Below are 25095 nucleotides of genomic sequence, written 5' to 3'. Positions count from 1 at the left end.
CCGTACTCTCCTTAGAGGAATGTCGGCCAGAGCGGCACGATGAGCCCGAGGCCGCCGATGAAGAGGAGCGCCGAGAGCGTGGTGAGAAGCACCGCGGAAATCAGGGCGTCGCGCAGCCTGAAGAGCGGGTGGGCGAGGGAGGAGATGACCACCATGAGGCCGATTGAGAGGACGAACCCGAGCGTGAGGAGCGTTGCCGCATAAAAGGCGGCGCTCCCGAGAATAAGGAGCGCGGAAAACGGCTTCCCGAAGTCGATGCGGGTGTCCTGATCAGAGGCAGGCGTCGCGACGAGCGACTTCACGACGATGACGAGGCCCGTGAGGATGATGGCTACTGAAATGATGAGCGGGAAGTATCCCGGCCCCATTCGCGCGAGCGTGCCGATTTCGTTGTCTCCGAGGCTCGTCGCGCCGAAGATGCCGATCGCGATGTAGAAGAGCCCTGCTGCGAAATCCTTCTGGTTCTTGAGCATGTTGATTCGTGTCCCGGGCCTCGCCGAGGGATAGGGCCCGATGGGACGGAAAAAGAAATTTCGTTGTTGAATGCCTGAAGGCGTCCGGGGCATGCCCCTGAAGCACCGGCGGTGTTTTTTCAGGGGGCGTTCCGGGAAAAATCGAGGAATTATAAGTAGGCTTTTCCCCGCAAAACGCCTTCTTCAAAAGAGAAAACGCGAAAGCGGCCCGAACCCATGCCGATCAACGGCAAAAGCACGGACCGCTCTCATCGCAGCCGCCGGAGGTCTTTAAGGAAAGCGCCTCCCGATCAGACTGCGGACGCCTCCTGATGCGTCAGTCGACGCGGGCGCCGGCGATCTCCACGAGCACCTTGTACTTCTTCGCCTCTTCGTCGATGAGGCTCTGGTATTCGGCAGGCGTCGTCGGGGCGGGAAGCGCGCCGAAGGCGCGGAACTTCTTGTCGGTGGCCGGGTCCCTGAGAACCGGGACGATCGCGTCGTTCAAGGTCTTCACGACGTCGTCGGGCGTGCCGCCCGGCACCATGAGGCCGAACCAGGTGTAGATGTCGAAGTCGGGGACGCCCGCTTCCTCCATCGTGGGCGCATCGGGCAGGAGCGGCGTGCGGGTCTTCGTCGTCACGGCAAGCGCCATGAGCTTCCCGGCCTTGATGTTGGCCGCAGCCGAGGCGAGGTTGTCGAAGATGAGGTCGGTCTGGCCCGAAATCACCGAGAGGAGCGCCGGAGAAGCGCCCGCGAACGGAATGTGGACCATGTCGATGCCGCACTGGCGCTTCAGGAACTCGCCCGCCATGTGGCCCGCGGACCCGTTGCCGCCCGAGGCGTAGTTGAGCTTGCCCGGGTTCTTCTTCGCATACTCGATCAGGTCCTTCACCGACTTCACGCCCGTCTTCTGCGAGAACTCCGGCGTGATGACGAGCACGTTCGCCGCGGTGGCGACGAGCGTCACGGGCTTGAAGTCCTTTACCGGATCGTAGGGGAGCTTCTTGAAGAGCGACGGGTTGATGGCGAGCGTCGCGACCGCGCCCATCACGAGCGTATGGCCGTCGGGACGCGCATGGCTCACGTAGCTCATGCCGACGTTGCCGCCCGCGCCGGGGCGGTTTTCAACAACGACGGTGCCGAGAACGGGCGTCACGGCGTCGGCAATGGCGCGCGCGGAAACGTCGAGCGGACCTCCCGGCGGGTAGGGAACCACGATGCGGATGGGGTTGCCGCCCTCACCCTTGAGCGCCGCGGCGCAGGCATTCATCGGGAAATAAGAGGCGCTCGAGAGTGCCACCGCTCCGATGGCACCCAGTACAGTGCGACGCTGCATAAGGGATGCTCCTTTCTTTGATGCAAAAAAAGTCTTTGATTTGAACAAAGACTTTGAAATTTATGGCGCTTCCTTTGCAATTCAATTTGCAAAGAGAAGCTCGAGACATGAATTAGAGCACGCCCGGGAACGGTGCGCGCATGCCCGGAAGCGGTGACTTGCGGCGTTTTTGCCGAATCTCATTTCGACTAGGGAGAGGAACCTAAGAAAATGGCTCGAAAGGCGGAAAAGCGTCTGACGACGTCCGCGCGGATGATTCCCGGGCAGGCATTTTGAGAAACCGCAGGGATGCGGGCAGCGGGCGAAGAAAAAACTTTTTCCTGTCAGGAACCGGGAGCGAGGAGCCGGAGCTCAGCTCCCGAGCCACTTGCGGGAGAGCTCCGTGAGGAACCCCGCGCGGTCAAGCCGCCCCCAGGCGGAGAGAAGCGACGTGATGAGGAGCTCCCCGGGCAGGCCTTCCCGGCCGGGAAGCTGGGGCTTTCTGACGCCGCGGCGAACGAGAATGGTCTTCCAGCTTTCGGGCGTGAGGCCCTTCCCGCCGAAGGCGAGCGTGAGGCGCACGTCTCTTGCTGAATACCAGCGCGCTTCGAAGGTGTCGGTAATCATGACGTCGCCCACTTCGGACGCAATGCGCGCCGGAATCGAGGCATTGTCGGCGACGGTCGCGACCGAGGCGCGCGTGAGGTGCGCATTGACGAACGCCTCATTCGTGCCGCCCGGATTCTTGATCACGCGGACCGAGGGCTGATTGAGGTCTTCCGGGACGAGAAAGCGCTTTTCATCGGCCTTGCGGATGAGCGCGACCTTTGCAAAGGGCGCGTAGCGCGGCAGGTCGTCAAAGCGCCTCGCGCGCTCCGGGAGCCAGGAGACGCCGCCCGCGGCGACGTCGAAGCGCCCGGCGGAGAGTTCCTCAAAGAGTGCGGGCCAGCTCGTCAGGATGAACTGCGGCGCGAGGCCCGCCTCGCGGCAGAGTCCCTCCATGAGGTCGATGTCGTGTCCGGCAAAGCCCGCCTGAGAGCCTTCGTCGATGATGCCGAAGGGGAGGTAGTCGCCGGGGATGCCGATTCTGAGCCGGGGTTTCGCGCTGATCACGATCAGTACTCAAGAAGAAGAGTGGCGGGAGCGTGGTCGGAGGGCTGGGCGTTGCCTCTCGGACGGGCGTCGATGGCGGCTTCCTTCACGAGGGGAACGAGGGCGTCGGAGACGAGCATGAGGTCGATCCTGAGGCCGTGATTCTTTTCAAATCCGCTCTGACGGTAATCCCACCAGGAGAAGGTTTCCGCGGGCTGGCTGAAGAGCCGGAAGCTGTCGCGAAGTCCGAGCGCCTCGAGGCGCTTCAAGGCGCTGCGCTCTGCGGGCGAACAGAGAATCTTCCCTTCCCAGTAGGCGGGGTTCCACGTGTCGGCTTCCGCGGGGGCGATGTTGAAGTCGCCGCCGAGAATGAGGCGCGGCGACGCCTCGAGGAGCTTTCTGAGGTGCCTCGAGAGCGTGGAGATCCAGTCGAGCTTGTAGAGATACTTGCTCGTGCCGATTTCCTGTCCGTTCGGGAAGTAGGCGCCGCAGAAGCGGATGGGGTCGCCTCCGGCGGCGGGAGCAAGAAGCGCGCTCACGAACCGCTTCTGGTCGTCGGGGTAGCCCGGAATATTGAGTTCGACCGCTTCCAGGCCGCTCACGGTGCTCTTCCTCGTGACGAGCGCCACGCCGTTGTAGGTCTTCTGACCCGTGAAGACCGCGTCGAAGCCCGCCTCGCGGAAGGCTTCCGCGGGGAAAAGGTCGTCGGTGAGCTTGGTTTCCTGAAGGACGAGCGCGTCGGTTCGGGAGAGCTCGAGCCACTCAAGCACCTGCGGCAGGCGGACCTTGAGCGAATTGACATTCCAGGAGGCAAGACGAAGCTGAGGCATGGCGGAGGGAAACCTTTCAGACGGAAACCATTCAGGCGCCATAGTTTGCCACAGCGGATTCCTTTGGGAAGAAGCATCGGGCCGCGTTTCTATTTCGCTTTGCAATCGGTAGTCTTCCGTACTTTGGGATAATGCGCCTCTCGGCCTATCATTGGGAAAGGCGCCCCGCGCTCCCCTCATGAACGGGCGCGAGCCCCGGCTCCTCACCCCGAAGCGTTTCCGAACGAACCGAATAGAAGACCGAATTTCGATCATGGGAAAAAAAGATTCAGCAAAAGCCGCCGGAAAAACGACTTCCAAAGCAGCGGCCAAAACCAAATCCGCGCTCAGGCTCCTCAGGAAGGCGCAATCGAAGCGCGTGCCCGGGACTCCGATTGATCTTCGCCCCGGCGACGCGAAGAAGCGCGTCGAAAGGGAGGAAAAAGGGTATCTGCGTTGCTCGGCGCGCCTGACTGCCGAACAGCTTCAGTTCTGGCACGACGCGGGCGGCTCGGCATGGACGCGGCGCATTCTCGAGGAAGGCATCCGCATGAAGGAAGCCGCGGCGAGAAAAGAGGCGCCTCTCGAGAAGCCCGAAGAGTAGCCTCCCAACAATGAACGCCTTCTTCAACCGTATGAAGGCATTCATTTGTCTTTTTGCGCCTTGGTTCTTGTCATCATGTGCCATTGGTCGACAATAAGAAACATAATAAAAACAATATGTTATGGTCTTCGGGCGCATCACGCAGTCTAGGTAGAAAGCACTAGAAAGAGGCCCCTGCCTCCTCCTAGAATGAAATGCACCCGAGCTTGCGGCCCCGGGCATCCTGAATGCTTCCGGGGACGCGCCAAGCTGAGATCGAATTTCTCATACACCCTTCTATTCCTGGAGCATTCCATGCCGATGAATCTTCGCGGCCGCAGCCTTCTCAGTCTCGTTCACCACACGCCTGCCGAGATCGACTATCTCATTGATCTCGCCATCGACCTCAAGAAGGCCAAGCGCATGGGGACGGAAGCGCGCCGACTTGTCGGCAAGAACATTGCGCTCGTCTTTGAAAAGACCTCCACCCGCACGCGCAGCGCCTTTGAGGTTGCCGCTCACGACCAGGGTGCCGGCACGACCTTCTTTGATCCCTCGTCCTCGCAGATCGGCCACAAGGAAAGCATCAAGGACACCGCCCGCGTGCTCGGCCAGATGTACGACGCGATCGAATACCGCGGCTTCTCGCAGCAGGTGGTCGAAGAGCTCCGCGACTATGCGGGCGTTCCCGTCTACAACGGCCTTACCGATCAGTGGCACCCGACGCAGATGCTCTGCGACCTCATGACGATGAAGGAAGCGAGCGGCAAGGCCTGGAAGGACATTTCGTTTGCCTACATGGGCGACGCGCGCTTCAACATGGGCAATTCCCTCCTCATGGTCGGCGCCAAGATGGGCATGGACGTCCGCATCGGCGCGCCGAAGGCCTGCTGGCCTTCCGAAGAGCTGATTGCGCTTGTTACCGAAATGGCTGAAAAGTCGGGCGCGCGCATCACGATTACCGAGGATCCCGTCGAGGCCGTGAAGGGCGCCGACTTCATCCACACCGACATCTGGGTGTCGATGGGCGAGCCCGCTGAAGTCTGGGCCGAACGCATCAAGCTCCTGAAGCCCTACCAGGTGAATGCCGAACTCATGGCCGCTTCGGGGAACCCCAACGTGCGCTTCATGCACTGCCTCCCGGCCTACCACAACGCCGAAACGAAGGTGGGCGCCAAGGTGATCGCGCAGCATCCGGAACTGAAGGACGGCGTCGAGGTCACGGAAGATGTCTTTGAATCGCCCGCCTCGATCGTCTTCGAGCAGGCCGGCAACCGCATGCACACCATCAAGGCGCTGATGGTGGCGACCCTCGCCTAAAAAGTTTTGTGAAAGCGCCTCAGGCTTCTCAGCCTGAGCGCCATCCAAACAAGAACGCCCGCAATTCCCTTCGGAGAACTGCGGGCGTTTTGCTGGAGTCGTCTCTGAGGAGGCTTTAATCCTTCTTAGAGGCCTGAGGCGCCTCAACGATGCCCGAGAGCCTCAGGAGGGCGTCGAGTTCGGGCTTCCTGCCGCGGAAGGCAACGAAGTTCTCGATGGCGTCGCGGCTCGATCCCCGCTCGAGAATTTCGGTGAGGAACCGCCGGCCCGTCTTCGGGTTGAGGACGCCTTCCTCTTCGAAGGCGCTGAAGCAGTCGGCCGAGAGCACTTCCGCCCACTTGTAGCTGTAGTAGCCCGCGGCATAGCCGCCCGCGAAAATGTGGGCGAAGCTCTGCGGGAAGCGGTTCCACTTCGGGGGAAACACCACGGCGACCTCCCTGCGGACCTGGTCGAGCAGCGCCGGAACCGAATCCGTCTTCGGGTTAAATTCCGCATGAAGGAGCATGTCGAAGAGCGCAAATTCGACCTGGCGCACGCAGAAGGCGCCGGCTTCGAAGTTCTTCGCGGCAATCATCTTCTTAAAGAGTTCGTCGGGAAGCGATTCGCCCGTATCGGCATGGCGCGAAATCGCCTTCACCACATCGTGCTCCCAGGCGAAATTCTCGAGGAACTGGCTCGGAAGCTCAACGGCATCCCATTCGACGCCGTTGATGCCGGAAACCTGCGCCTCTTCCTGGGCCGTGAGAATGTGGTGGAGCGTGTGGCCGAATTCATGAAAGAGCGTCGTCACCTCGTCGTGCGTCATCGTCGCCTCTCTGCCTTCAACCGGCGCGGCAAAGTTGGTGACGAGGTAGGCAACGGGCGTGACGAGCTTCCCGTCGGGAAGGCGCCGCCTCGTGCGCTCGCCGTCCATCCAGGCGCCGGAGCGCTTCCCCTCGCGGGCGTAGAGGTCCGCGTAGAAGGCGGCAATGAGCTGCCCGGAGCGCTTCACTTCGAAGTACTTGACGTCCGGATGCCAGACGGAGGCGCGCTTCTCTTCGATTTCGATGCCGAAGAGCGTCTCCACCATGCGGAAGAGCCCGGCGAAGACGGCATTCTGCGTGAAGTAGCGCTTCACTTCGGCGTCCGAATAGCTGTAGCGGGCTTCGCGGAGTTTTTCGGCCGCATAGGGGCGGTCCCAGGGCTCGACCTCGTCGATGCCGAGGGTCTTCTTCGCAAAGTCGTCGACTTCGCCCGCATCCTCGAGCGCGCGCGGGCGCGAGCGCTTCGCGAGGTCCCTCAGGAACGCGAGCACTTCCGCGGGGTCCTTCGCCATCTTCGTGGCGAGCGAGAGTTCCCCGAAATTCTTGAATCCGAGGAGTTCGGCCTCTTCGCGGCGCAGTTCCAGAATGCGTCTGATGATCGGCGTGTTGTCGTACTTTCCGTCGTCGAATTCCGCCGCACGGGTCGAGAAGGCGTAGTAGAGCGCCTCGCGGATGCCGCGGTCGGCGCAGTACTTCATGGCGGGGAGGTAGGAGGGGAACTGGAGCGTGAGCCTCAGGCCCGTTTTGCCCGCCGCCTTCGCGCTCGCGCGGTAGAGCGCGAGCGTCTCGGCGGGAACGCCCGCAAGGCGGCTTTCGTCCGGGAGGATGAGCTCGAAGGCGTTCGTGGCGTCAAGGAGGTTCTCGCTGAATTTCTGCGAGAGCTGCGAGAGTTCCTGGCCGATCGCCTTCACGCGCTCGCGCTTATCTTTGGGGAGCGCGGCGCCCGAGAGCTCGAAGTCGCGGATTTCGCGGCGGATGATCCGCTGACGCACGGGCGAAAGCGCTTCAAAAGCGTCGCTCTTTTCGATCCCGAGATACTTTTTATAGAGCGCCTCGTCCTGGGAGATCCGCAGATAGAGATCCGTCGCGAGCGGGAGCGCCTCATTGAAGGCGTCGCGAAGCGCCGGCGTATCGACGACGCTCTGGAGGTGCCCGATTGCTCCCCAGGAGCGGGAAAAGGCGAGCGAGGCTTCTTCCAGCGGCACGACAACCGCGTCCCAGGTCGCGGGCGTTTCGGGTGCGGTAACGCGGGAAAGCGCCTTTTCAAGATCCGCGGCAAGCTTTTTCACTGCCGGCATCACGTGTTCGGGGCGGACAGCGGCGTAATCGATGAGGTCAGTAATGTTGAGAAGCGGGTTCTCCGCTTCCTGAGGTGCAGTCGTCATTCTGAAGAAGCAGTAGGTATAGGGGAGAGAAAGGGCCGTTCTTTAACGGAACGGCCCCTTGTGGATCAGGGAATCAGAGTGTATCGCCTTGGCCGAGATGCCGTTCGGCCGCAAGCACCGTGTTCGAGATCAGCATGGCGATCGTCATGGGGCCGACCCCGCCCGGAACGGGCGAAAGGGCGCGGGCAACCTCTGCGACGCTCTTTTCGTCGACGTCGCCGCAGAGCTTTCCATCCTCATCGCGGTTCATGCCGACGTCGATCACGACGGCGCCGGGCTTCACCATGTCGCCCGTGATCATCCGGGCGCGGCCGGCGGCGGCGACGAGAATGTCGGCGCGGCGGGTGATTTCAGCGAGGTTGGGCGTTCTGCTGTGCGCGACCGTGACGGTGGCATGGTCCTCAAGGAGCATGAGGGCCTGGGGCTTTCCGACAATGTTGGAGCGGCCGACCACGACCGCCTCGAGCCCCTCGGGGTTGACGCCCACGGATTCGAGCATCTTCATGACGCCCGCGGGCGTGCAGGGGCGGAAGCCCTCGTCGCGGCGCCCGACGAGAAGCGCGCCCGCGGAGAGCATGTGAAAGCCGTCGACGTCCTTGCCGGGATCAATCGCTTCAATCACGGCGCTCGCTCGGATCTGCTTCGGGAGCGGAAGCTGCACGAGAATCCCGTCGACGGCGGGGTCCGCGTTCAATCGGCCGATGAGATCAAGGAGCGCCTTCTGATCGGTGTCGGCAGGAAGACGGTACTCATGGGAGGAGACGCCCGCCCGTTCGCAGGCGCGGGTTTTGTTGCGCACGTAGACGCAGCTCGCCGGGTCTTCGCCCACGAGCACGACGGCAAGTCCGGGGCGGCGTCCTCCGGGCAGCGCGGCGAGTTCCTCGCTTCTCTTCCTTGCGCGCGCTTCAATTTCGCGGGCAAGCGCCTTGCCGTCAATAATCTGTGCTGTCAATTCTTCTCTCCTCTTATTTAAGAGTGATGTGTCGGGCCGGGGGAACGCGGAGTCGTCCTGCGTCCGGGAGAAGTCATTATTGCCCGGAAATGCGCTTCTCCACTTTCTCCTTATGGCGGAAATAGGGATAACGCTTTGATGAAGCGCAGAGAGAGGCGTCGCAGGTAAAAGAAAAGCGCCCTCGCGGAATATCCGGGAAGGCGCCTTCGGGTCGCTCAAAAAGCGGGAAATTGCGCTTAGAGCAGTCCGCTCGACGGTCCGCCGATGGAGCTGTTGATGCCCGTCACCGTCGCCTCTTCCTCGCGGCGCTGGCGTTCGGCTTCCGCTTCACGCAGCTCCGTATCAAGGCGGCGCATGTGTTCGGCATTTTTTTCCGTATGCGGAAGCCCCGTTTCGGCGAGTCGGCTCGGGAGGGCGGCCACCGCTTCGGCAAGGGTCGACGAAATCTTCGGATAGAGCTCGGACTTGACGACGACGCGCATCAGGTCGGCAACGGTGCCGGAGCCCGTCTTGTCCATGATCGAGGCGCGGTGCGCTTCCACCGTCTTAATGGAAATGCCGAGGTCGTCGGCGATCTGCTTGTTGAGGCGGCCGTTCACGATGCGCTCGAGCACCTGCTGTTCGCGCGGCGTGAGCTTTTCGATCAGCGTGCGGTTCTGCGCGAGCGTCTGGCGGCGCTGGAAGAGCTCCTTGGCGGTCTTCATGGCGCGTTCGACGAGCTTCTGAAGCTGAGGCTGCTGGAAGGGCTTCTGGATGAAGTCCATGGCGCCCTTCTTGAAGGCCTGCACAGCCTGGGGCACGTCGCCGTGGCCGGTGATGAAGATGAAAGGAGCGTCGATGCGACGGCGAAGCAGATGATCCTGCACGTCGGAGCCCGACATGCCGGGCATTCTCAGGTCGCAAAGAATGACGGAGGGAACGTTTTCATTGAACTGGGCAATGAAGGTTTCTCCGCTTTCATAGTCCTCAACGCGGTAGTTCGTGGACTCAAGAAGCCATTTGATCGATTCACGAACATCTGCGTCGTCATCGATTACGTAGACGAGCCCGTTCTTGTTTTCTCCGGAAAGCTCGTTGGTGTAGTCGTAGCTGGATAGCATTTTCTGGTTGTCTCCTTTCGGGAAAGTCTATTTTAGCCAAGTTCGCATGCGGCGAAACCCGGAAAAAAGACCTTTGAATTCGTTATGCCTTTGCTGCTTGCGCTCCGATGACGGGAACCGTGAAGGAGAAGGTTGAGCCCCCTCCGGGGGTCGTCTTCACGATGAGCTCCCCGCCGTGGAGCTCCGCAATCGAGCGGCAGATGTTGAGTCCCATTCCCATGCCCTCGCTCTTCGTGGAATAGAAGGCGTCGAAGAGCTTCGAGCGGAGCTCTTCGGGAATGCCGGGACCGTGGTCGACGATCGAGAAGCGGATGCGCGAGGCGTCCTGCGGGTCGATTTCCGCATAAAGCCGCATCACGCGGCGCTCAGGCGGCAGGTTCGCCCCGGCGCAGGCCTCCATGCCGTTCTTGAGCAAATTGAGGAGGAGCTGCTCGAGCATCACGCCGTCGCCCATCATGAGCGGGAGGTTCTCCGGCACATGGAGTTCGATCGAGCTCTCCAATTTCCTCGCCTGAATGTTGGCGAGTTCGAGCGTTTCCTGAATGACGGTCTGCACGGCCACGGGCTCGAGCTTCGCATCCGTCTTCTTCGCGAATCCGCGGATGCGCTGAATGATGCGGCCCGCGCGCTGGGCCTGATTTTCAATGCGCGAGAAGCTCTGCGCCTCGCGCTCCTTTGAGAGCGTTCCGGCGGCGAGCATCGTGGCGGCGGCATTGGCGTAGTTGGCGATGGCGGCAAGGGGCTGGTTGAGCTCGTGCGCGAGCGAACTCGCCATCTCGCCCATCGTCACGAGGCGGTGGGTCGACTCGGCGCGCCTTAACTGCGCCTCGCGGGCGAGCTCAAGCTCGCGCCGCTCGGTAATGTCGGTGGCGATCATCATGACGGCGGGTTCGGAGCGCGTCCAGACGATGGGCTGGAGCCTCACGTCGAACCAGCGGCCAGATTCCTCGTCGAAGATCCCTTCGCTCTGAACGGACGGGGGCGTTGCCTCGAAGCGCTTCAGAAGCCGCGCGCCCCCGTAGGGAAGGTCGTTGAAGAGCGTCCGGTAGGAGCGGTTTGCAAAGAAGAGCGTGCCGCGGTCGGGTTCGGAGAGAACCGCAATGGCGCTCGCCATCGATTCCACCACGCGCGTGAAGCGCTCGTTCGCGTCCTCGACGCGCTGCCGGGCGGTGACGAGAGGCGTCACGTCAAAGAGCGCGCCGATCGTGCCGAAGGCGCGTCCGGTTTCGTCGAGAATGGGCGAAAGCCTCAGTTCGGCCCAGAAGAGGTCGCCGTTCTTCTTCTTTGCCTGAAAGCGAAGCGTCTGAGCCGACGAGTCCGCATGCGAGAGCGCGGCCTCAATGTGGGGCATCAGGTTTTCGATCCAGTAGGGGTAGGGAGGCTCGCGCCCGAGGAGATCCTGCGCGGGGTAGCCCACGATTCTCGGGAAGGTTTCGTTGACGTAGAGGATCTTTCCCGAGAGGTCCGCGACGCGGAGGCCCACCACGGCGGATTCGGACATCGCGCGGCGAAGCGAATATTCGGTCGCGAGGAGCCGGTGCGAGCGGTGCTGCTGGCGCTGGTAGTAAAAGACGATCGCAACCGCGAGAAGAAGCATCACGGCAAGTCCCGCAACTGCAAAGTACTGCACGCGGTTTGTTGCAAAGAGCGCGTGCTCGTAGCTTCGCGCCTCGATCATCATGCTCGCGCCCTTGGCGTGATGAAGGAACGTGATGGGCGCGCGGTAGTGAATGGGCGCGACGAGGGACGAGGAGGCGATCGTCGAGCGCTGGCTTCCCGCTGCCGGCACCGGCCGGTCGTTGAGGAGGAACTGGAACTGGTAGCGCGACGAGGAAAGCCGCTGCTTGGCAGTCGATAGAAGCCACGAGAGGTCGAGGCGGGCAACGAGGACGTGCGAGCGCGTGGGGGTCGGCACCACAAGATTGATGAAGACCCGGTCGGACGACTCCGACGAATAGAAGGTCGTGCTCGCGGACCGGTCCTCGAGGAGCACCTCCTTGATGGCGCGCAGGGTCGGAACGTCCCGCACGTCGGAAGCGGAATTGAAGATCGCCTGGGTCTGAAGCGACACCGAGCGCCAGCCGTGAATCACGTCGCCCTCGCGGGAGACAAGCGCAATCTCAATCACTTCCCGGCGGTCCGCCATGAGGGTCGAGGCGGAGAGGTCGGCCGAGGCGAGCGAATAGTTGCCTTCGGGCGAATGCATGAGGCGCATCGAGAGCTTCTGCAGAATTTCCGCCGTGCCGGTAATGCGGGCCTCGAGCGACTGAATGACGAGGTCGGTCGACTGCTTGAGGCGGATCGTTTCCGCCTCGCGGTCCGCGCCGATCACGAGCCAGGAGATGCCGAGAAGAAAGGCCGCCACGAGAAAGAGCGCCGCCCAGGAAGCCCAGAGCGCGCGCTGCGTGATGGCGGGGAGCCTGTCCGAAGCGTTGAGGTTCTTGAAGGCGTCTGTAATCAGCGGGTCCGGGCGTTGCGTGGACATGGTGAATGCCCTCTTTTTCGATGCTCAAATGGGTGACGACTGCATTTTAGAAGCCTCAGGCCGAAAGCCTCTCTTTTAGAATGGGAAAAGATCAGAATTTTCGCGAAGTCTTCGGGATTCCCGCAGAGAGGAGCCCGCATGAGGCCCTCAGCTCAGGTCCTTTTCTTCGCGCTTTTCCCCTTTTTTCCCTTCTTTCAGGACGAACCCACATGACGGAAAAACAGCCCATGAGCCAGACCGAACTGAAGCGCCAGGTCGCGCGCGCTGCGCTCGACTACATCGTGCCGGGAGAAATCCTCGGCGTCGGCACGGGCTCGACGGTCGACCAGCTGATTGATCAGCTCCCGGAAATCCGCGACCGGATTCCGGCCTGCGTTTCGAGCTCCGAGCGTTCGACGAAGCGCCTCGAGGCGCTCGGCTTCAAGGTGCTCGACATGAACGAGGTCGAATCGATCGGGGTCTACATCGACGGCGCCGATGAAATCGATCCGGGCTTTTCAATGATCAAGGGCGGCGGCGGCGCGCTCACGCGCGAAAAGATCGTCGCCTCGATTTCGGGGAAGTTCGTCTGCATCGCCGACGCCTCGAAAAAGGTGGACGTCCTCGGGCGCTTCCCGCTCCCCGTTGAAGTGATCCCCATGGCCGCAGGCGCGATCAGGCGCCGTCTTGAGGCGCTCGGCGCCAGCGTGAAGCTGCGCGACTTCGTGACCGACAACGGCTGCAGCATTCTCGATGCGTCGGGTCTCTCCATCACGGACCCGAAGGCGCTCGAGGATGAGATCAACAGCTGGCCCGGCGTCGTGACGGTGGGGCTCTTCGCGCACCGCGGCGCCGACGTCCTCCTTCTCGGCACGCCCGAAGGCGTGAAGACCTTCAGGAAGGCCTGATAAGGCTTCTTCCAGAATGAAAAGCCTCCCCGAAGCGGATGCTCTTCCGGGAGGCTTTGCAATTTTTCGCGGAGCTCGGGCCTGAGTCCTCGGGATCAGGCCTTCGGCGTGTAGTTGGGAAGATCGCCCGTCTTGCCGTCGCCGAAGAAGTAGCGCTCGCACTGGCTCATCAGGTGCTTTCTTGCCGAGAGGTCGGCGAGATTGAGCTGATACTCATTCACCATCATCGTCTGCAGGCGCGTCCACTCGCCCCAGGCTTCCTTGCTCACATTGAGCCAGATGCGCTTGCCGAGTTCGCCGGGGAACGGCGGATAGTCAAGACCTTCGGCTTCCTTGCCGAGCTTCACGCAGTGGACCATACGGGCCATTGAAAGATCTCCCTAAAGTTTTCGAGAGGATGCTGCGCCGGCGCTCATGAATGGCCGGCGCGTACTCAGATAAAAGGCACTGGGCGTCTGCGCCGGATTTTTCCCCGGGGGAAAAGCATTCCCGGGAAGGCGCAGCCCCGAACAAATGAGTCTACACGATTGCTTCACCGGCGCGCGGCGGCTGATCCTCTCTCTCCTGCATTCCTATAATGCAGTCTCTTTGCCGAAGGCAATCCTTCGGAGACACTTCGAATTTTCAGGATTCTCATGGCGGACAACCGTGCTCTTTTCGCGGCCTTCCAGAAGGTGCGCGCAGATGTGGATCAGGCGCTCGAGGAAACGCGCCGCAAGGAAGCCGAAAAGCGTGCGGCCGAGGAAGCCGCGCGCCTTGAGGAGCGGCGCCTGAAGCGCGCCGGCATTCCTGCGGCAAAGTCTCCTGCGAAGTCCGCCCCTGGTTCTCTCCCGAAGGCGCCGGCAAAGCCGGCAGCCCCCGCGGCGAAGCCTCTCCCCAGGCCCGTCGCGAAGCCTCTGCCCCCGAAGGAGCCGCAGAAGTTTGCGGCGCCTAAGGGCGCCTTCGGCTCCATGCTCGCCGATGCGGCCGCGGCTTCGGGGGCGGTCTTCCGCGAGGCGGGAAGCCGCGCTTCGGCAAAGGATCGGAAGACGACTCAGGAAAAGGCTGAAGTCCGGGAGGCTCCGAAGAATCAGACTGCTCCCGCAGGCGCGAAGTCTGCGAGGGAAGCGCGTCCGAATCCGGATCGAAGCGGTGCCCGTGCGCCCGAACGCAGGGCTTCTTCAGAATCGAAGCGCCCCGGCGCGGGGCGCCCTGAGGCGCGTCCCGGCAAGGGTTCCCGGCCCCGGAACGACGCGCGTCCCCAACAGAGAAGCGCTCAGGGCGCGGTCCGAAAGACGGAGGGGCGCTCCCGCGGACGGGAGAAGCTCACCTTTGCCGAACGCAGGAACCCCATTCCGCCCTTCGAACTCATGCCGGGTCTCCCGGTATCCGAGCGGGCGCCAGAGATCATCAGGGCAATTGAAGAAAACCAGGTGATCATCGTCTGCGGCGAAACGGGTTCGGGCAAAACAACCCAGCTTCCGAAAATCTGCCTCATGGCCGGCCGCGGCCAGACGGGGCGGATCGGGCACACGCAGCCGCGCCGCATTGCCGCGAGCTCGATTGCCCGGCGCATTGCCGAGGAACTCAAAACCGAACCCGGCGACGTCGTGGGCTTCAAGGTGCGCTTTACGGACCATACGGCTCCGGGCGCCACGATCAAGCTCATGACGGACGGCATACTCCTCGCGGAAACGCAGGGGGATCCGCTCTTGCGCGCCTACGACACCATCATCATCGACGAAGCGCACGAGCGCTCGATCAATATCGACTTCCTTCTCGGATACCTGAAGCGCCTTCTGCCGAAGCGCCCCGACCTCAAGGTGATCGTAACGTCGGCGACGATCGATGCCGAGCGCTTTGCCAGGCACTTCGCCAAGGACGGGAAGGACGCGCCTGTGCTCACGATTTCCGGGCGCACCTATCCGGTGGAAATCCGCTACCGGCCGATCGAGGATCCGGACGAGGACGACGATCAGATCCTCTCGGCGATCGACGACGCCGTGACTGAACTCGAGATCGCGGGCCGGGGCGACATTCTGGTGTTCCTCCCGGGCGAGCGCGAAATCCGTGACGCCGCCGACTGGCTGAGAAAAACGCGCGTCGGGAAGGCGGACATCCTGCCGCTCTACGCGCGCCTGTCCGCTTCCGAGCAGGACCGGGTCTTCAAGCCCTCGGGCGGCCTGAGGCGAATCATCCTGGCAACGAATGTCGCCGAAACCTCCGTGACGGTGCCCGGCATCCGCTACGTCGTCGATACGGGGCTTGCGCGCGTGAAGCGCTATTCCTACCGCTCGAAGGTCGAGCAGCTTCTCGTCGAACCCGTGAGCCAGGCTTCCGCCAATCAGCGCGCTGGCCGCTGCGGCCGCGTGGCTGAGGGCATCTGCATCCGGCTCTACGACGAAAACGACTTCAACCGGCGTCCGGCCTTTACGGATCCGGAAATCATGCGCTCGAACCTCGCTGCCGTGATCCTGCGCGCGATTTCGCTGCATCTCGGCGACATCCGCGAATTTCCCTTCGTGCAGGCGCCGCCCCCGAAGGCGATTGCCGACGGCTACGCGATTCTTCAGGAACTCGGCGCCATCACGGACGCGGGGGAACTCACCGGGGTGGGGCAGTCGCTTGCGCGCCTTCCGGTCGACCCGAAGCTCGGGCGCATGCTCTTGGCCGGCTCGGAAAAGAATGCCCTCCGGGAGCTTCTCATCATTACGTCGGGACTTTCCGTGCAGGATCCCCGCGAACGCCCGGTCGACCAGCAGCAGGCGGCCGACGAGGCGCATAAGAAGCTCGCCGATGAACGCTCCGACTTCCTTTCCTTCGTGAAGGTCTGGGACTTTGTCGAAAAAGCCCGTTCCGAAAAGGAAAGCAACCGGAAGTTCGATCAGGAAATGAAGCGGCGGTTTCTGTCGCCGAGACGCCTTCGCGAATGGCGCGAGGTCGAGGGGCAGTTGAGGATGCTCGTCTCCGACCTCGGCTGGCGCATGAATACGGCTCCCGCCACGTACGAGGAAGTGCACCGGTCTCTTCTTACCGGACTTCTCGGCAACATCGGCTCCAAAACCGTCGAAAGCGACTTCCGCGCGCCTCCCTATGCGGGCGCCCGCGGGATCAAGTTCTGGATCTGGCCGGGCTCGGTGCGCGCTAAGAAGGCGGGCCGCTGGGTGCTTGCGGGCCAGATCATCGAAACCACGAAGCTCTATGCGCGCTGCGTTGCCGACATCGACGCCGAATGGATTGAAGCCGCCGCGGGCGGCCTCATTCGCCGCGCCTGGAGCGAACCGCACTGGGAAAAGCGCCGCGGCGAAGTGGTGGCAATGGAGCGGGGAACCCTTTACGGCCTCACGATTTACCAGCAAAGGCGCGTATCCTTCGCGCCCCACGATCCGAAGCTCGCGCGCGAACTCTTCATCCGCGAGGCGCTCGTTGCGGGCGAGCTCGATGCGAAGCTCCCCTTCTTCCAGCACAATCAGCGGCTCGTTCGCGAGATTGAGGAGCTCGAACACAAGACCCGGCGTCCGGACGTGCTCGTCGACGACGAGCTCATCTTCAGCTTCTACGACAGGGAGCTCCCGGAGGGCGTGTGTTCGCTCAAAACGCTCGAAAAGTGGCTCGCTGAGGAGAGGAAGAAGAACCCTAAGGCGCTCGAACTCACGAAGGACGAACTCATGCGCCACGGCGCCGAGGGCGTCACGAACGAATGGTTCCCGAAGTCGATCCGCATGGCAGGGATCGACATGACGCTTTCCTACCAGTTTGAACCCGGAAGCCCCCGCGACGGCATCACGATGACGGTGCCGCTCTTCGCGCTCAATCAGCTCGATCCCGTGCGCGCGGAATGGCTCGTCCCCGGCATGGTGAAGGAAAAGGCGCAGGTGCTCTTGAAAAGCCTCCCGCAGAAGATCCGCCGCAACTGCGTGCCGCTTGCGGACTATGCCGCGGGGTTCCTCACGCGCTCGGGCGGCGGCGCGCCTCAGCCGCGCGGGTTCCTTGAGGTGCTCGCCGACGACGTGCGCTCCGAAACGGGCGTTCCCTGTCAGCCTTCCGACTTCAAGGTCGAGCAGCTTCCCGCTCATCTGATTCTCAACTTCAAGGTGATCGACGAGCACGGCCGGCAGCTCGCGATGGGGAGAAACCTCTCGCAGCTTCGCGCCGAACTCGGCGCTGAAGCGCAGGAAACCTTCAGGAACGTGGCGCAGCAGGATGCCGCGGTCGCGAAGGACCTTGCGGACCAGATCACGAACTGGACCTTCGGGGAACTCCCGGAACTCATGGAAATTCAGCGCCGGGGCGAAACCCTTATCGGACATCCGGCGCTCGTCGACGAGGGCGACGCCTGCGCGATCGAAGTCTTCGACGATCCGCTCGAAGCTCAGAAGGCGCACAGAAAGGGCTTGAGAAAGCTCTTTCGCCTCACGCTCCGCGAACAGGTGAAGTTCGTTGAAAGGAGCCTCAGAGACCTCGGGCGCGTGCAGATGCAGGCGTCGGTGGTTCCGGGGCTCGCGAAGAACTTTGAGAATTTCGACGACCTCGAAAACGATGTTGTCGACTGCGTGCTTGAGGCGACCGCAATGGCGGATCCGCTTCCCACGGACGAACAATCCTTCCAGGCAAGGCGCGAGGATGCCCGCGGGCGTCTTTCCCTCGTTGCGGGCGAGGTTTCAAGACTTCTCACGGAGGTCGCAACCATCGCCGGGACGATTCCGCTTAAATTGAAGCGCATGTCGCAGGAAAAGTCCCTCTGCGAAGACGTGACCCGCGAGCTCGAGGGGCTCTTCCCGCCGCATTTCCTCCTGTCCGCGCCTCTCAGTCAGCTCATGCACTATCCGCGGTACCTGAAGGCCATCGTCTACAGGCTCGAGCACTTCAGCGACGATCCGGAGAGAGACGCCTCGCGGCAGGCTCAGATCGAGCGGCTCGCTCTGCCGTGGCAGCGGGCGGTTGCCGCACGGCGCGGCCAGCCCGACGAGCATCTCGAGGAATTCCGCTGGATGCTCGAGGAGCTTCGCGTTTCGCTCTTCGCGCAGCAGCTGAGGACGCCGATGCCGGTAAGCGTCAAGCGCCTTGAGCGCATCTGGCAGTCGATTGCAAGACTTTGACCGATGGCTGAAAACGGCGTCTTCCGGTATGGAGGACGCCGCCTGCCGCTCCCGGCAAAATGTAAGCAGACTGTTTCTCTCGTTTCTCCGGTCTTGTCGGAAGCCGCTGATGCGCGGGAAAATGATGGGATTCGTCAATTAGACTCATTTGCAGAAAAGAGTGCGCAAAGAACGTGCTCTTTTTTCCTCTTTTCGGTTCGAGCTTCCCGTCGCGCGGATCGATGGGCATCGGGACATGCGTTTTTCCTTCAAGCATCTGATTTTTGCGGCAGCTGCCGCAGCCTACGCTGCCGGCACGGCGCTTCCGGCTCAGGCGGCCGCGTCGAACACTCAGGCGGTGAAGACTGCCGCAAAGTCGGCAAAGCCCGCCAAGGCGGCGCCTAAAAAGGCAACGGCGAAGAAGACCTCCGTCAATCGCCAGAAAGCCTCAGCGAAGAAGGTTGCCATTCAGAAAAAGCGTCCCGTGAGGCGTGCGAAGGTTCGCCGCGCCGGCATGTCGCCTTCGCAGGCCACGCTCGCGGGCCTGAGAAAAACCGAGGATCCCCTGATGCTCGGCAGTTCCGTTGCTTATGTGATGGATCAGGATACGGGCGAAGAGCTCGTCGTGAAGAACGCCGACGTACCGCTTCCCATCGCCTCCGTCACGAAGCTCATGACTGCGCTCGTGATTGCCGAGAGCGACCTCAATCTCGATGAAAAGGTGCGCATCACACGCGAGGACTACGTCCGCTCGACCGCCCGCTCCAAGATGGCGAACGGCATGCGGATTACCCGCGAAGCGCTCCTCAAGGCCGCGCTCATGTCGAGCGACAACCGCGCCGCGCATGCGCTCGCCCGCACTTACCCCGGCGGGAAGCGCGCTTTCGTAGCCAGGATGAATGAGCGCGCGGCGGAGCTCGGCATGTCGGACTCCGTCTTTGCGGATCCGACAGGGCTCGACAACCGCAACCATTCGACTGCGCGCGATCTCGGCAAGCTCGTCGCCGCCGTCTATCAGTATCAGGAAATCCGGGATGCCTCGACGCAGCCCGTGGCGCGGATCACAGCCGGGAAGAGGAGCGTCCGTCTCGCGACAACGAACCGCCTCATCGGCGACCCCTCCTGGAAGATCGGCATTCAGAAGACGGGCTTCACGACCGCTGCCGGCCGCTGCATGGTGGTTCAGAGCGACGTGGGCGAACGGCGCCTCGTGATGGTGGTGCTCGATTCGCCGAGCAACGCAAGGCGCGCCAATGACATGCGCACGATGCGCGACTATGTCGCGGCGGAAAATCAGTTCAGTCAGGAATTCGCCGCCGTTGCCCCCTGGGTGATCTTCTGACCTCAGATCAGCAATTCACGATGCAAAGCCTCTGCATGGAAAAAGTGCGGGGGCTTTCTTTTTGAGGACCGCTCCATGAAAGCGGCAAAAGCAAGGCCCGCCGGCTCCGTAGAGGAGGCCTAAGCGGGCCTGAAGGCTGTCAAATTGTCAGGGACGTCCCCCGGACTCAGGCGCTTTTCGCTTCGTCCGGAATGGCGCCCGCCACAATTTCGGCAATATCGGCAATGCGCACGTCCTCGGCGTCCTTTCCGCTCACGGCGCGGGCGCTCTCGAGCATCGTGAGGCAGTGCGGGCAGGCCGTGGCGACGGATTTGGCGCCGGTCTCCCGGAGCGCTTCAAGGCGGATCACGTTGATGCGCTTCTTGCCGTTCTGCTGATCAGTCCACATCTGGCCGCCGCCCGCGCCGCAGCAGAAGGTTTTTTCTCCGGCTTCCTGCGGGAAGGTCTTGTTGGGCCGCAGGGCTCCGAGCACCGCGCGGGGCGCTTCGACAATATGGTTCTGGCGCGCCAGGTAGCAGGGATCGTGCCAGACGGTGAGTTCATCCGTTACGCCCCCTTCGAGCCTGAGCCGCCCGGACGTCATGAGTTCCCGAATGAAGGTCGGATGATCAATGACGGTGAACTTTCCGCCCTCGAATTCCGGGTATTCGTTCCCGAGCGTATTGAAGCAGTGCGGGCAGGCGGTAAGAATCCTTTCAAACGTGTAGTGCGAAAGGTTTTCAATGTTTTCCTGCGCGGCCGTCTGATAGAGATATTCCTCGCCCAGTCGGCGAGCGAACTCTGCGTGGCAGCGCTCTTCAGCGAGGACGGCGAAGTTGACGCCCGCTGCACGCAGGATCTTCACCATGCTCCTTGCAATGCGGCGCGCCCTGCGGTCGTAGCTCGCGGCGCATCCGACCCAATAGAGCACGTCGTAGCGTTCGCCTTCCTGAGCCACCGGCACGTCAAGGTCCTTCGCCCAGTCCATCCGCTCATAGGGGTCGAGCCCCCAGGGATTCCCGACGCTCGCGGTATTTTCAAGCGCAGCGGCGGCGCCCTCCGGGAATTCGCCGGCCTCAAGCGCGAGATGACGGCGCATCTCGACGATGAGATCCGGCGTCTGAATTTCAGCCGGACAGGCGCGGGCGCAGGCGCCGCAGGTCGTGCAGGAGAAGAGCTCCTCGTGCGTGACGATGTCGCCCACGAGCTTCTTACCGTCGGATTCGCCCTCCTTCACGCGGTCGCGGAGCTTCATCACGATCGTGCGGGGCTTGAGGGGCGTCCCGGCGCGAACGGCCGGGCAGACATCATTGCATCGGCCGCATTCCACGCAGGCGTCGAGCGCCGCGCGGTCCGTCCAGCGAAGCTGCGCGACGGAGGAAAGCCCGAAGGTTTCCTGCTCTTCAATGTTGTCGATCTTTTTGAGGGCGCCGTTGGGGCCGGGCTTCCTGACTGCGATCCCCATGGGGGTTCTGTAGAGATGCGCATAGAAAGTAAAGGGGATCGTCGCAATGAAGGCGAGCGCGGCGAGCCCGTGCACCACCCACAGAATGATGTGCGCGGATTCAAGCGCCGGAGTGCCGGCGCCTGTTGAAAGGAAGAGCTTCGCGAGAAGCGCGCCGACAGGAGAAAAATTCATCCACTGAGGCTGCTGCACGGCAAGGCGAAGCCCTTCGATCACGTATCCCGAGAGAATGATGAAGGCGAGGCTTGAGTAGGCGCAGACAAAGCGCGCGTCGCGGGGAAGGTCCGAGGGCGTATACCAGCGGCGGTAGACGCCGAAGCCGATGGCAAGAAGAACCGCTAGACCGGCGATGTCGAGCGCGAGCTTATAGAAGAGGTAGATGTTTCCCTTCAGAAACTGCGTTCCGAAGACATAGTGGCCGACGTCCCAGTCAAGCGTGGCAGTGGCCGTGCCGAGGAAGAGCACGAAGAAGCCGAGAACCAGAATGGCATGCATGCGGCCCGCCTTGGTTTCGCGTATGCGCGACTGGAGGGCGACTTCGCTGAGGAGTCGATCCCTGCGCGCAGGGTCGGCGGCGAGCTTGTCGCTGCGGGACTTCTGCCAGCGTTTGACATTGAGGCAGATGCCCCAGGCGCAGAGTGCGATGGTGACGGCGGCGAGGAGGTAGACGCCGATTTCGCCCCAGAGCGGGACGTTCCAGAAAGCAGGGCGGATGGGAAAGTCCGCGGGCATAGGAGCGGTCATTCTTCTTCTTGGTCGAAAATGCGGGCCGGTCTCACTAATCAGAGTCGAGGCCGGATAAAAACGTCACTTTAACGGGCTTTGTTGAGATGCGCGTGAAGAACTAAAAGGGAAAACCCTGATATTTTTTCCAGGGAGAGATTTCAGGCACTCAACGAGCAGACAAAAGAAAACCCGCACCACCATATCAGTGGTACGGGTTTCAATTTTGGTTGCGGGGGAAGGATTTGAACCTCCGACCTTCGGGTTATGAGCCCGACGAGCTACCGGACTGCTCCACCCCGCGGTAAATCCGGTCTGCTTCAGAAGCAGAGATTGAAATTATGCAGAATAAATTCCAGTTTGTCAAGAGCTGCAGAAAAATAAATTGTGCATCCGCAGTTCCTGGTTGCGGGGGGCGGATTTGAACCTCCGGGATTGTCCGCATCATCATCACGATCAGGAGGCCTTCAGAAAGAAGAAAAACTAGATCGTTATAATTAGTCGATTTTCCCTGCTTCTGCCCCTCAGGAGGGAGCTGAAGCTTTCGTACGCTTACTTTAAGCCTGAAGTCATGCTCTACAACATTGCCCGGCGCATTCTCTTTTCGATGAACCCCGAGACGGCTCATCACGTCATCATGGCGAACCTAGACTGGGCGGTCCAGCTCGGTCTCACGAATCTCGTGACGCACATGCCCGATGATGATCCCATTGAAGTGATGGGACTGCGTTTCCCGAATACGATTGGCCTCGCGGCCGGCATGGATAAGGACGGCGAACGCGTTTCTGCCTTCGGCGGCCTCGGCTTCGGCCACGTTGAGATCGGCACGATCACGCCGCTTGCTCAGCCGGGCAATCCCAAGCCCCGTCTTTTCCGCCTGATTCCTGCGGGCGGCGTCATCAACCGCATGGGCTTCAATAATGAAGGCGTGGACAAGGTTCTGCAGAACCTTCGTTCTGCGGATGCCTTCCGTCTGCGCGGCGGCATCCTCGGCATCAATATCGGCAAGAACGCCGTGACGCCGATCGAGAATGCGCTCTCCGACTACGAGAAGTGCCTCGACAAGGTCTACGATGCTGCGGACTACATCGCCATCAACATTTCCTCACCCAATACGAAGAACCTTCGTCAGCTCCAGGGCGCCGGCGAACTCGAACACCTTGTTTCGGGCATTGTCGCCAAGCGCGAGGAACTGAAGGCAGCGCGCAACGGCAAGCACGTTCCGATCGCAGTCAAGCTTGCTCCCGATCTTGAGAACGACGACATTCTGCGCTGCGTCGACACGCTGATTGAAAAAGGCATCGACGGCGTGATCTGCACGAACACGACCATCAACCGCAAGGGCGTTGAGGGTCTCCTTCACGCCGAGGAAACAGGCGGCCTTTCGGGCGCTCCGCTCCGCGAGCGCTCCACTGCCGTCGTCCGCCTCGTCGCCGAACACGTCAAGGGCGAAATTCCGATCATCGCCTCGGGCGGCGTCATGACGGGTTCGGATGCCGTCGAAAAGATGGAAGCCGGCGCCAAGCTGGTTCAGCTCTTTACGGGCTTCATCTACAACGGCCCGAAGCTGGCTGCGGACAGCGTTGAGGCGATTGCCGCCTGGCGCAGGAAGCAGAACGGGTGATTGAAGCGCTTTCAGCGCTTGTCGTCGGAAGGAGGCGTTCCAGGCATTGAAGAGTGTCCTGGAGCGCCTTTTTTTGTTATGAAACCAGGGAGAACTGCACAATGCGGCTTTTTGTTGCGCTCAATCTGCCCGGAAGAGTCGAACGCGAGCTCTGGGCTTACATGGAAAAGTTGAGAAGAAGCTATCTGAAGGCCGGGCGCTTCAGCCGCCGCGAAAATCTGCACCTGACGCTTGCCTTCATCGGCGAAGCCGATGAAGCAGCTGCCGGGCGCATCGCATCAGAACTCCTCACTTTGCCGCCTCATGCGCTCTCGATGGATCTTGCCGGCACCGGCGTTTTCCGAAGCGGCATTCTCTGGGCAGGACTCAGGGAAAAGAATGAACTCGAAAAAATGAGCCTCGAGGTGCGCGAAGTCCTGAAGCGGCTCGATATTCCTTTTGACGCGAAGCCCTTCCGTGCGCACATTACGCTCGCGAGAGACTGGAGAGGACCAGAACCTCAGTCGCTTCCCCAATTGCCGAGAATGACGGGCCTTCAGCCCGGTGTTCTCCAGGCACGACTTTTTGAGTCTTACCGGAACGAGCGGGGAGCCGTCTGCTATCGGCCGATTGCTTCCCAATAAAGGAATCAGGGCGTCACCGCCACGAGGCAGCCGGCGCGGGCCTGGGCTGCATAGAGCTTCAGAACGCAGTGGCGCGTTCCCCGGGCGGTTACATCCGCAAGACCGAGGAGCTGCCCGGCAGCGCTGAAGACGGGGTAGGAATGCTGGTCGGAGAGAAGGCTTTCCGAATCAATGCAGTAGAGCATGGTGTCGTTGCCTTCCGTGCGTGCGTAGTAGACGCGGCAGTAGCCCTGTTTTGCAAGGCTTCTTCCGCCGAAATAAACGAGAAGCAGAAGAGAAATGCTGCTCACGAGGAATACCGCGAACGAACGGAGAGCGAGCTGCAGGGAGTCCGTTCCGAAAAAGCGCATGAAGAGCGAATAGGAGTGTTCGCGATATTCGTCCAATGACGGGTAAAGCTTCAGCGTCCAGCGGCGCATCGAATGCCGGTCAGCTTCTCCCGGGTCTTCGGCGATGATGCTGTAGTCGCCGGGACGGGCGTCCTTGCTGGCGCTGATGGAAGCGTGCCACCGCATGTCGGAACGGATGGCGGAACTCGAGAAGCGAAGGGACTCGACTGAGATGGAGGGCGTGATCGGCGTTATGCGGATAAGAAGGTTCGAGGCTTTCTGATCCGGCAGCGTGCCGGAAATCATTTCAGAGGTGCCCGGAACCAGAGCAATTTCGCCTTCGGGCGCCCGAAGGCCGGCGATCAGCGAATCAAGAGAGGCAACGATGCCGAGCACAATCGCCATGACGGCGCAGGCGGCAAATGCGCGCTTGACAGTACGCAGTGCTGCTATTGAGCGCGGAAGATTGTGTCCGCGTCCTTTGTACATTGACCTCTCCCTTATTAGAAACCGCCCGAATGCTAATGCATCGGACGGCCCTTTCCTTCGGTTCGCAAAACAAATGGCATGCAGCCCTATTCTGCGGATCGCTGGCGGCAGCGGTTCTACTCCGCCTAAGCCGCTCTCATTCTATGGGGCTGCAGGCAGAGGAGAGAAAAATTTACTGAGTAGTCCGCCTGATTGGAGGTGATGCGCCGCAACGAAAATATTTTTCAGGGCTGACGCACATTAATTTCTAATTTCAGCTGGAATCTTTTGATTTTCAG

Annotated in this window: 18 protein-coding genes and 1 tRNA gene; 7 read left to right on the top strand and 12 right to left on the bottom strand. The window is 61.7% G+C overall.

The window, feature by feature from the left end:
• Nucleotides 1-11: 11 nt before the first annotated feature.
• The 4 genes from Q0106_RS05955 to xth form a co-directional block, all read right to left on the bottom strand.
• Entirely contained in the window at nt 12-473 is a 462-nt protein-coding gene (locus Q0106_RS05955; RefSeq protein ID WP_297610229.1) for a tripartite tricarboxylate transporter TctB family protein, read from the bottom strand.
• A 316-nt stretch (nt 474-789) separates the two neighbouring features.
• On the bottom strand, nt 790-1791 hold the full coding sequence (locus Q0106_RS05950; RefSeq protein ID WP_297610226.1) for a tripartite tricarboxylate transporter substrate binding protein: 1002 nt from the start codon (nt 1789-1791) through the stop codon (nt 790-792).
• Nucleotides 1792-2142: 351 nt separating this feature from the next.
• Nucleotides 2143-2883, bottom strand: coding sequence for a transporter substrate-binding domain-containing protein (locus tag Q0106_RS05945; RefSeq protein WP_226963170.1), 741 nt, complete (start codon nt 2881-2883; stop codon nt 2143-2145).
• A gap of 2 nt (nt 2884-2885) precedes the next feature.
• On the bottom strand, nt 2886-3692 hold the full coding sequence (xth, locus tag Q0106_RS05940) for an exodeoxyribonuclease III (RefSeq protein ID WP_297610222.1): 807 nt from the start codon (nt 3690-3692) through the stop codon (nt 2886-2888).
• A gap of 253 nt (nt 3693-3945) precedes the next feature.
• Between xth and Q0106_RS05935 the strand changes: the two genes are divergently transcribed.
• Both Q0106_RS05935 and Q0106_RS05930 read left to right on the top strand, forming a co-directional pair.
• Nucleotides 3946-4275 (top strand): hypothetical protein, encoded by a 330-nt coding sequence (locus Q0106_RS05935; protein ID WP_297610219.1) that lies wholly within the window; start codon nt 3946-3948, stop codon nt 4273-4275.
• A gap of 294 nt (nt 4276-4569) precedes the next feature.
• Complete coding sequence (locus Q0106_RS05930; protein WP_297610216.1) at nt 4570-5574, top strand: ornithine carbamoyltransferase; 1005 nt, start codon at nt 4570-4572, stop codon at nt 5572-5574.
• Between the two features lie 115 nt (nt 5575-5689).
• On the opposite strand, the gene Q0106_RS05925 is transcribed toward Q0106_RS05930, so the two are convergent.
• The 4 genes from Q0106_RS05925 to Q0106_RS05910 form a co-directional block, all read right to left on the bottom strand.
• The gene (locus tag Q0106_RS05925) at nt 5690-7762 is read right to left on the bottom strand and encodes a M3 family metallopeptidase (RefSeq protein WP_297610212.1); all 2073 of its coding nucleotides are present in this window, start codon (nt 7760-7762) and stop codon (nt 5690-5692) included.
• A 73-nt stretch (nt 7763-7835) separates the two neighbouring features.
• A complete protein-coding gene (folD, locus tag Q0106_RS05920; RefSeq protein ID WP_152158158.1) occupies nt 7836-8714 on the bottom strand; it encodes a bifunctional methylenetetrahydrofolate dehydrogenase/methenyltetrahydrofolate cyclohydrolase FolD in 879 nt (292 codons plus the stop codon).
• A gap of 236 nt (nt 8715-8950) precedes the next feature.
• Nucleotides 8951-9814 (bottom strand): response regulator, encoded by an 864-nt coding sequence (locus Q0106_RS05915; protein WP_297610209.1) that lies wholly within the window; start codon nt 9812-9814, stop codon nt 8951-8953.
• Nucleotides 9815-9896: 82 nt separating this feature from the next.
• Nucleotides 9897-12299 carry a PAS domain S-box protein gene (locus Q0106_RS05910; RefSeq protein ID WP_297610207.1) on the bottom strand — a complete coding sequence of 801 codons (2403 nt, stop codon included), beginning with the start codon at nt 12297-12299 and terminating at the stop codon, nt 9897-9899.
• A gap of 209 nt (nt 12300-12508) precedes the next feature.
• Between Q0106_RS05910 and rpiA the strand changes: the two genes are divergently transcribed.
• Complete coding sequence (gene rpiA / locus Q0106_RS05905) at nt 12509-13186, top strand: ribose-5-phosphate isomerase RpiA (protein ID WP_297610204.1); 678 nt, start codon at nt 12509-12511, stop codon at nt 13184-13186.
• 95 nt (nt 13187-13281) lie between these two features.
• On the opposite strand, the gene Q0106_RS05900 is transcribed toward rpiA, so the two are convergent.
• On the bottom strand, nt 13282-13554 hold the full coding sequence (locus Q0106_RS05900; protein ID WP_139688641.1) for an oxidative damage protection protein: 273 nt from the start codon (nt 13552-13554) through the stop codon (nt 13282-13284).
• A 267-nt stretch (nt 13555-13821) separates the two neighbouring features.
• On the opposite strand from Q0106_RS05900, the gene hrpA reads away from it, so the two are divergent.
• Both hrpA and Q0106_RS05890 read left to right on the top strand, forming a co-directional pair.
• On the top strand, nt 13822-18264 hold the full coding sequence (gene hrpA, locus Q0106_RS05895; RefSeq protein ID WP_297610201.1) for an ATP-dependent RNA helicase HrpA: 4443 nt from the start codon (nt 13822-13824) through the stop codon (nt 18262-18264).
• A gap of 235 nt (nt 18265-18499) precedes the next feature.
• Entirely contained in the window at nt 18500-19585 is a 1086-nt protein-coding gene (locus tag Q0106_RS05890) for a D-alanyl-D-alanine carboxypeptidase family protein (RefSeq protein ID WP_297610198.1), read from the top strand.
• Nucleotides 19586-19751: 166 nt separating this feature from the next.
• Here Q0106_RS05890 and Q0106_RS05885 read toward each other — a convergent pair whose 3' ends face one another.
• Nucleotides 19752-21773, bottom strand: a complete 2022-nt coding sequence (locus Q0106_RS05885) for a (Fe-S)-binding protein (RefSeq protein WP_297610194.1) — start codon at nt 21771-21773, stop codon at nt 19752-19754.
• 206 nt (nt 21774-21979) lie between these two features.
• Nucleotides 21980-22056: transfer RNA gene (locus tag Q0106_RS05880), tRNA-Met, on the bottom strand.
• 267 nt (nt 22057-22323) lie between these two features.
• Between Q0106_RS05880 and Q0106_RS05875 the strand changes: the two genes are divergently transcribed.
• Both Q0106_RS05875 and thpR read left to right on the top strand, forming a co-directional pair.
• Nucleotides 22324-23376: a quinone-dependent dihydroorotate dehydrogenase gene (locus Q0106_RS05875; RefSeq protein ID WP_297610191.1), complete on the top strand. Its 1053-nt coding sequence runs from the start codon at nt 22324-22326 to the stop codon at nt 23374-23376.
• A 101-nt stretch (nt 23377-23477) separates the two neighbouring features.
• Entirely contained in the window at nt 23478-23999 is a 522-nt protein-coding gene (thpR, locus tag Q0106_RS05870; RefSeq protein WP_297610189.1) for an RNA 2',3'-cyclic phosphodiesterase, read from the top strand.
• Nucleotides 24000-24004: 5 nt separating this feature from the next.
• On the opposite strand, the gene Q0106_RS05865 is transcribed toward thpR, so the two are convergent.
• Nucleotides 24005-24817, bottom strand: coding sequence for a hypothetical protein (locus Q0106_RS05865; protein ID WP_152158166.1), 813 nt, complete (start codon nt 24815-24817; stop codon nt 24005-24007).
• Nucleotides 24818-25095 lie beyond the last annotated feature (278 nt).

It is taken from the genome of uncultured Sutterella sp. (assembly GCF_937923675.1).
Taxonomy (GTDB): Bacteria; Pseudomonadota; Gammaproteobacteria; order Burkholderiales; family Burkholderiaceae_F; genus Sutterella.
Note: the sequence above shows the minus strand (reverse complement) of the source record. Positions and strands in the feature narration are given on the sequence as shown.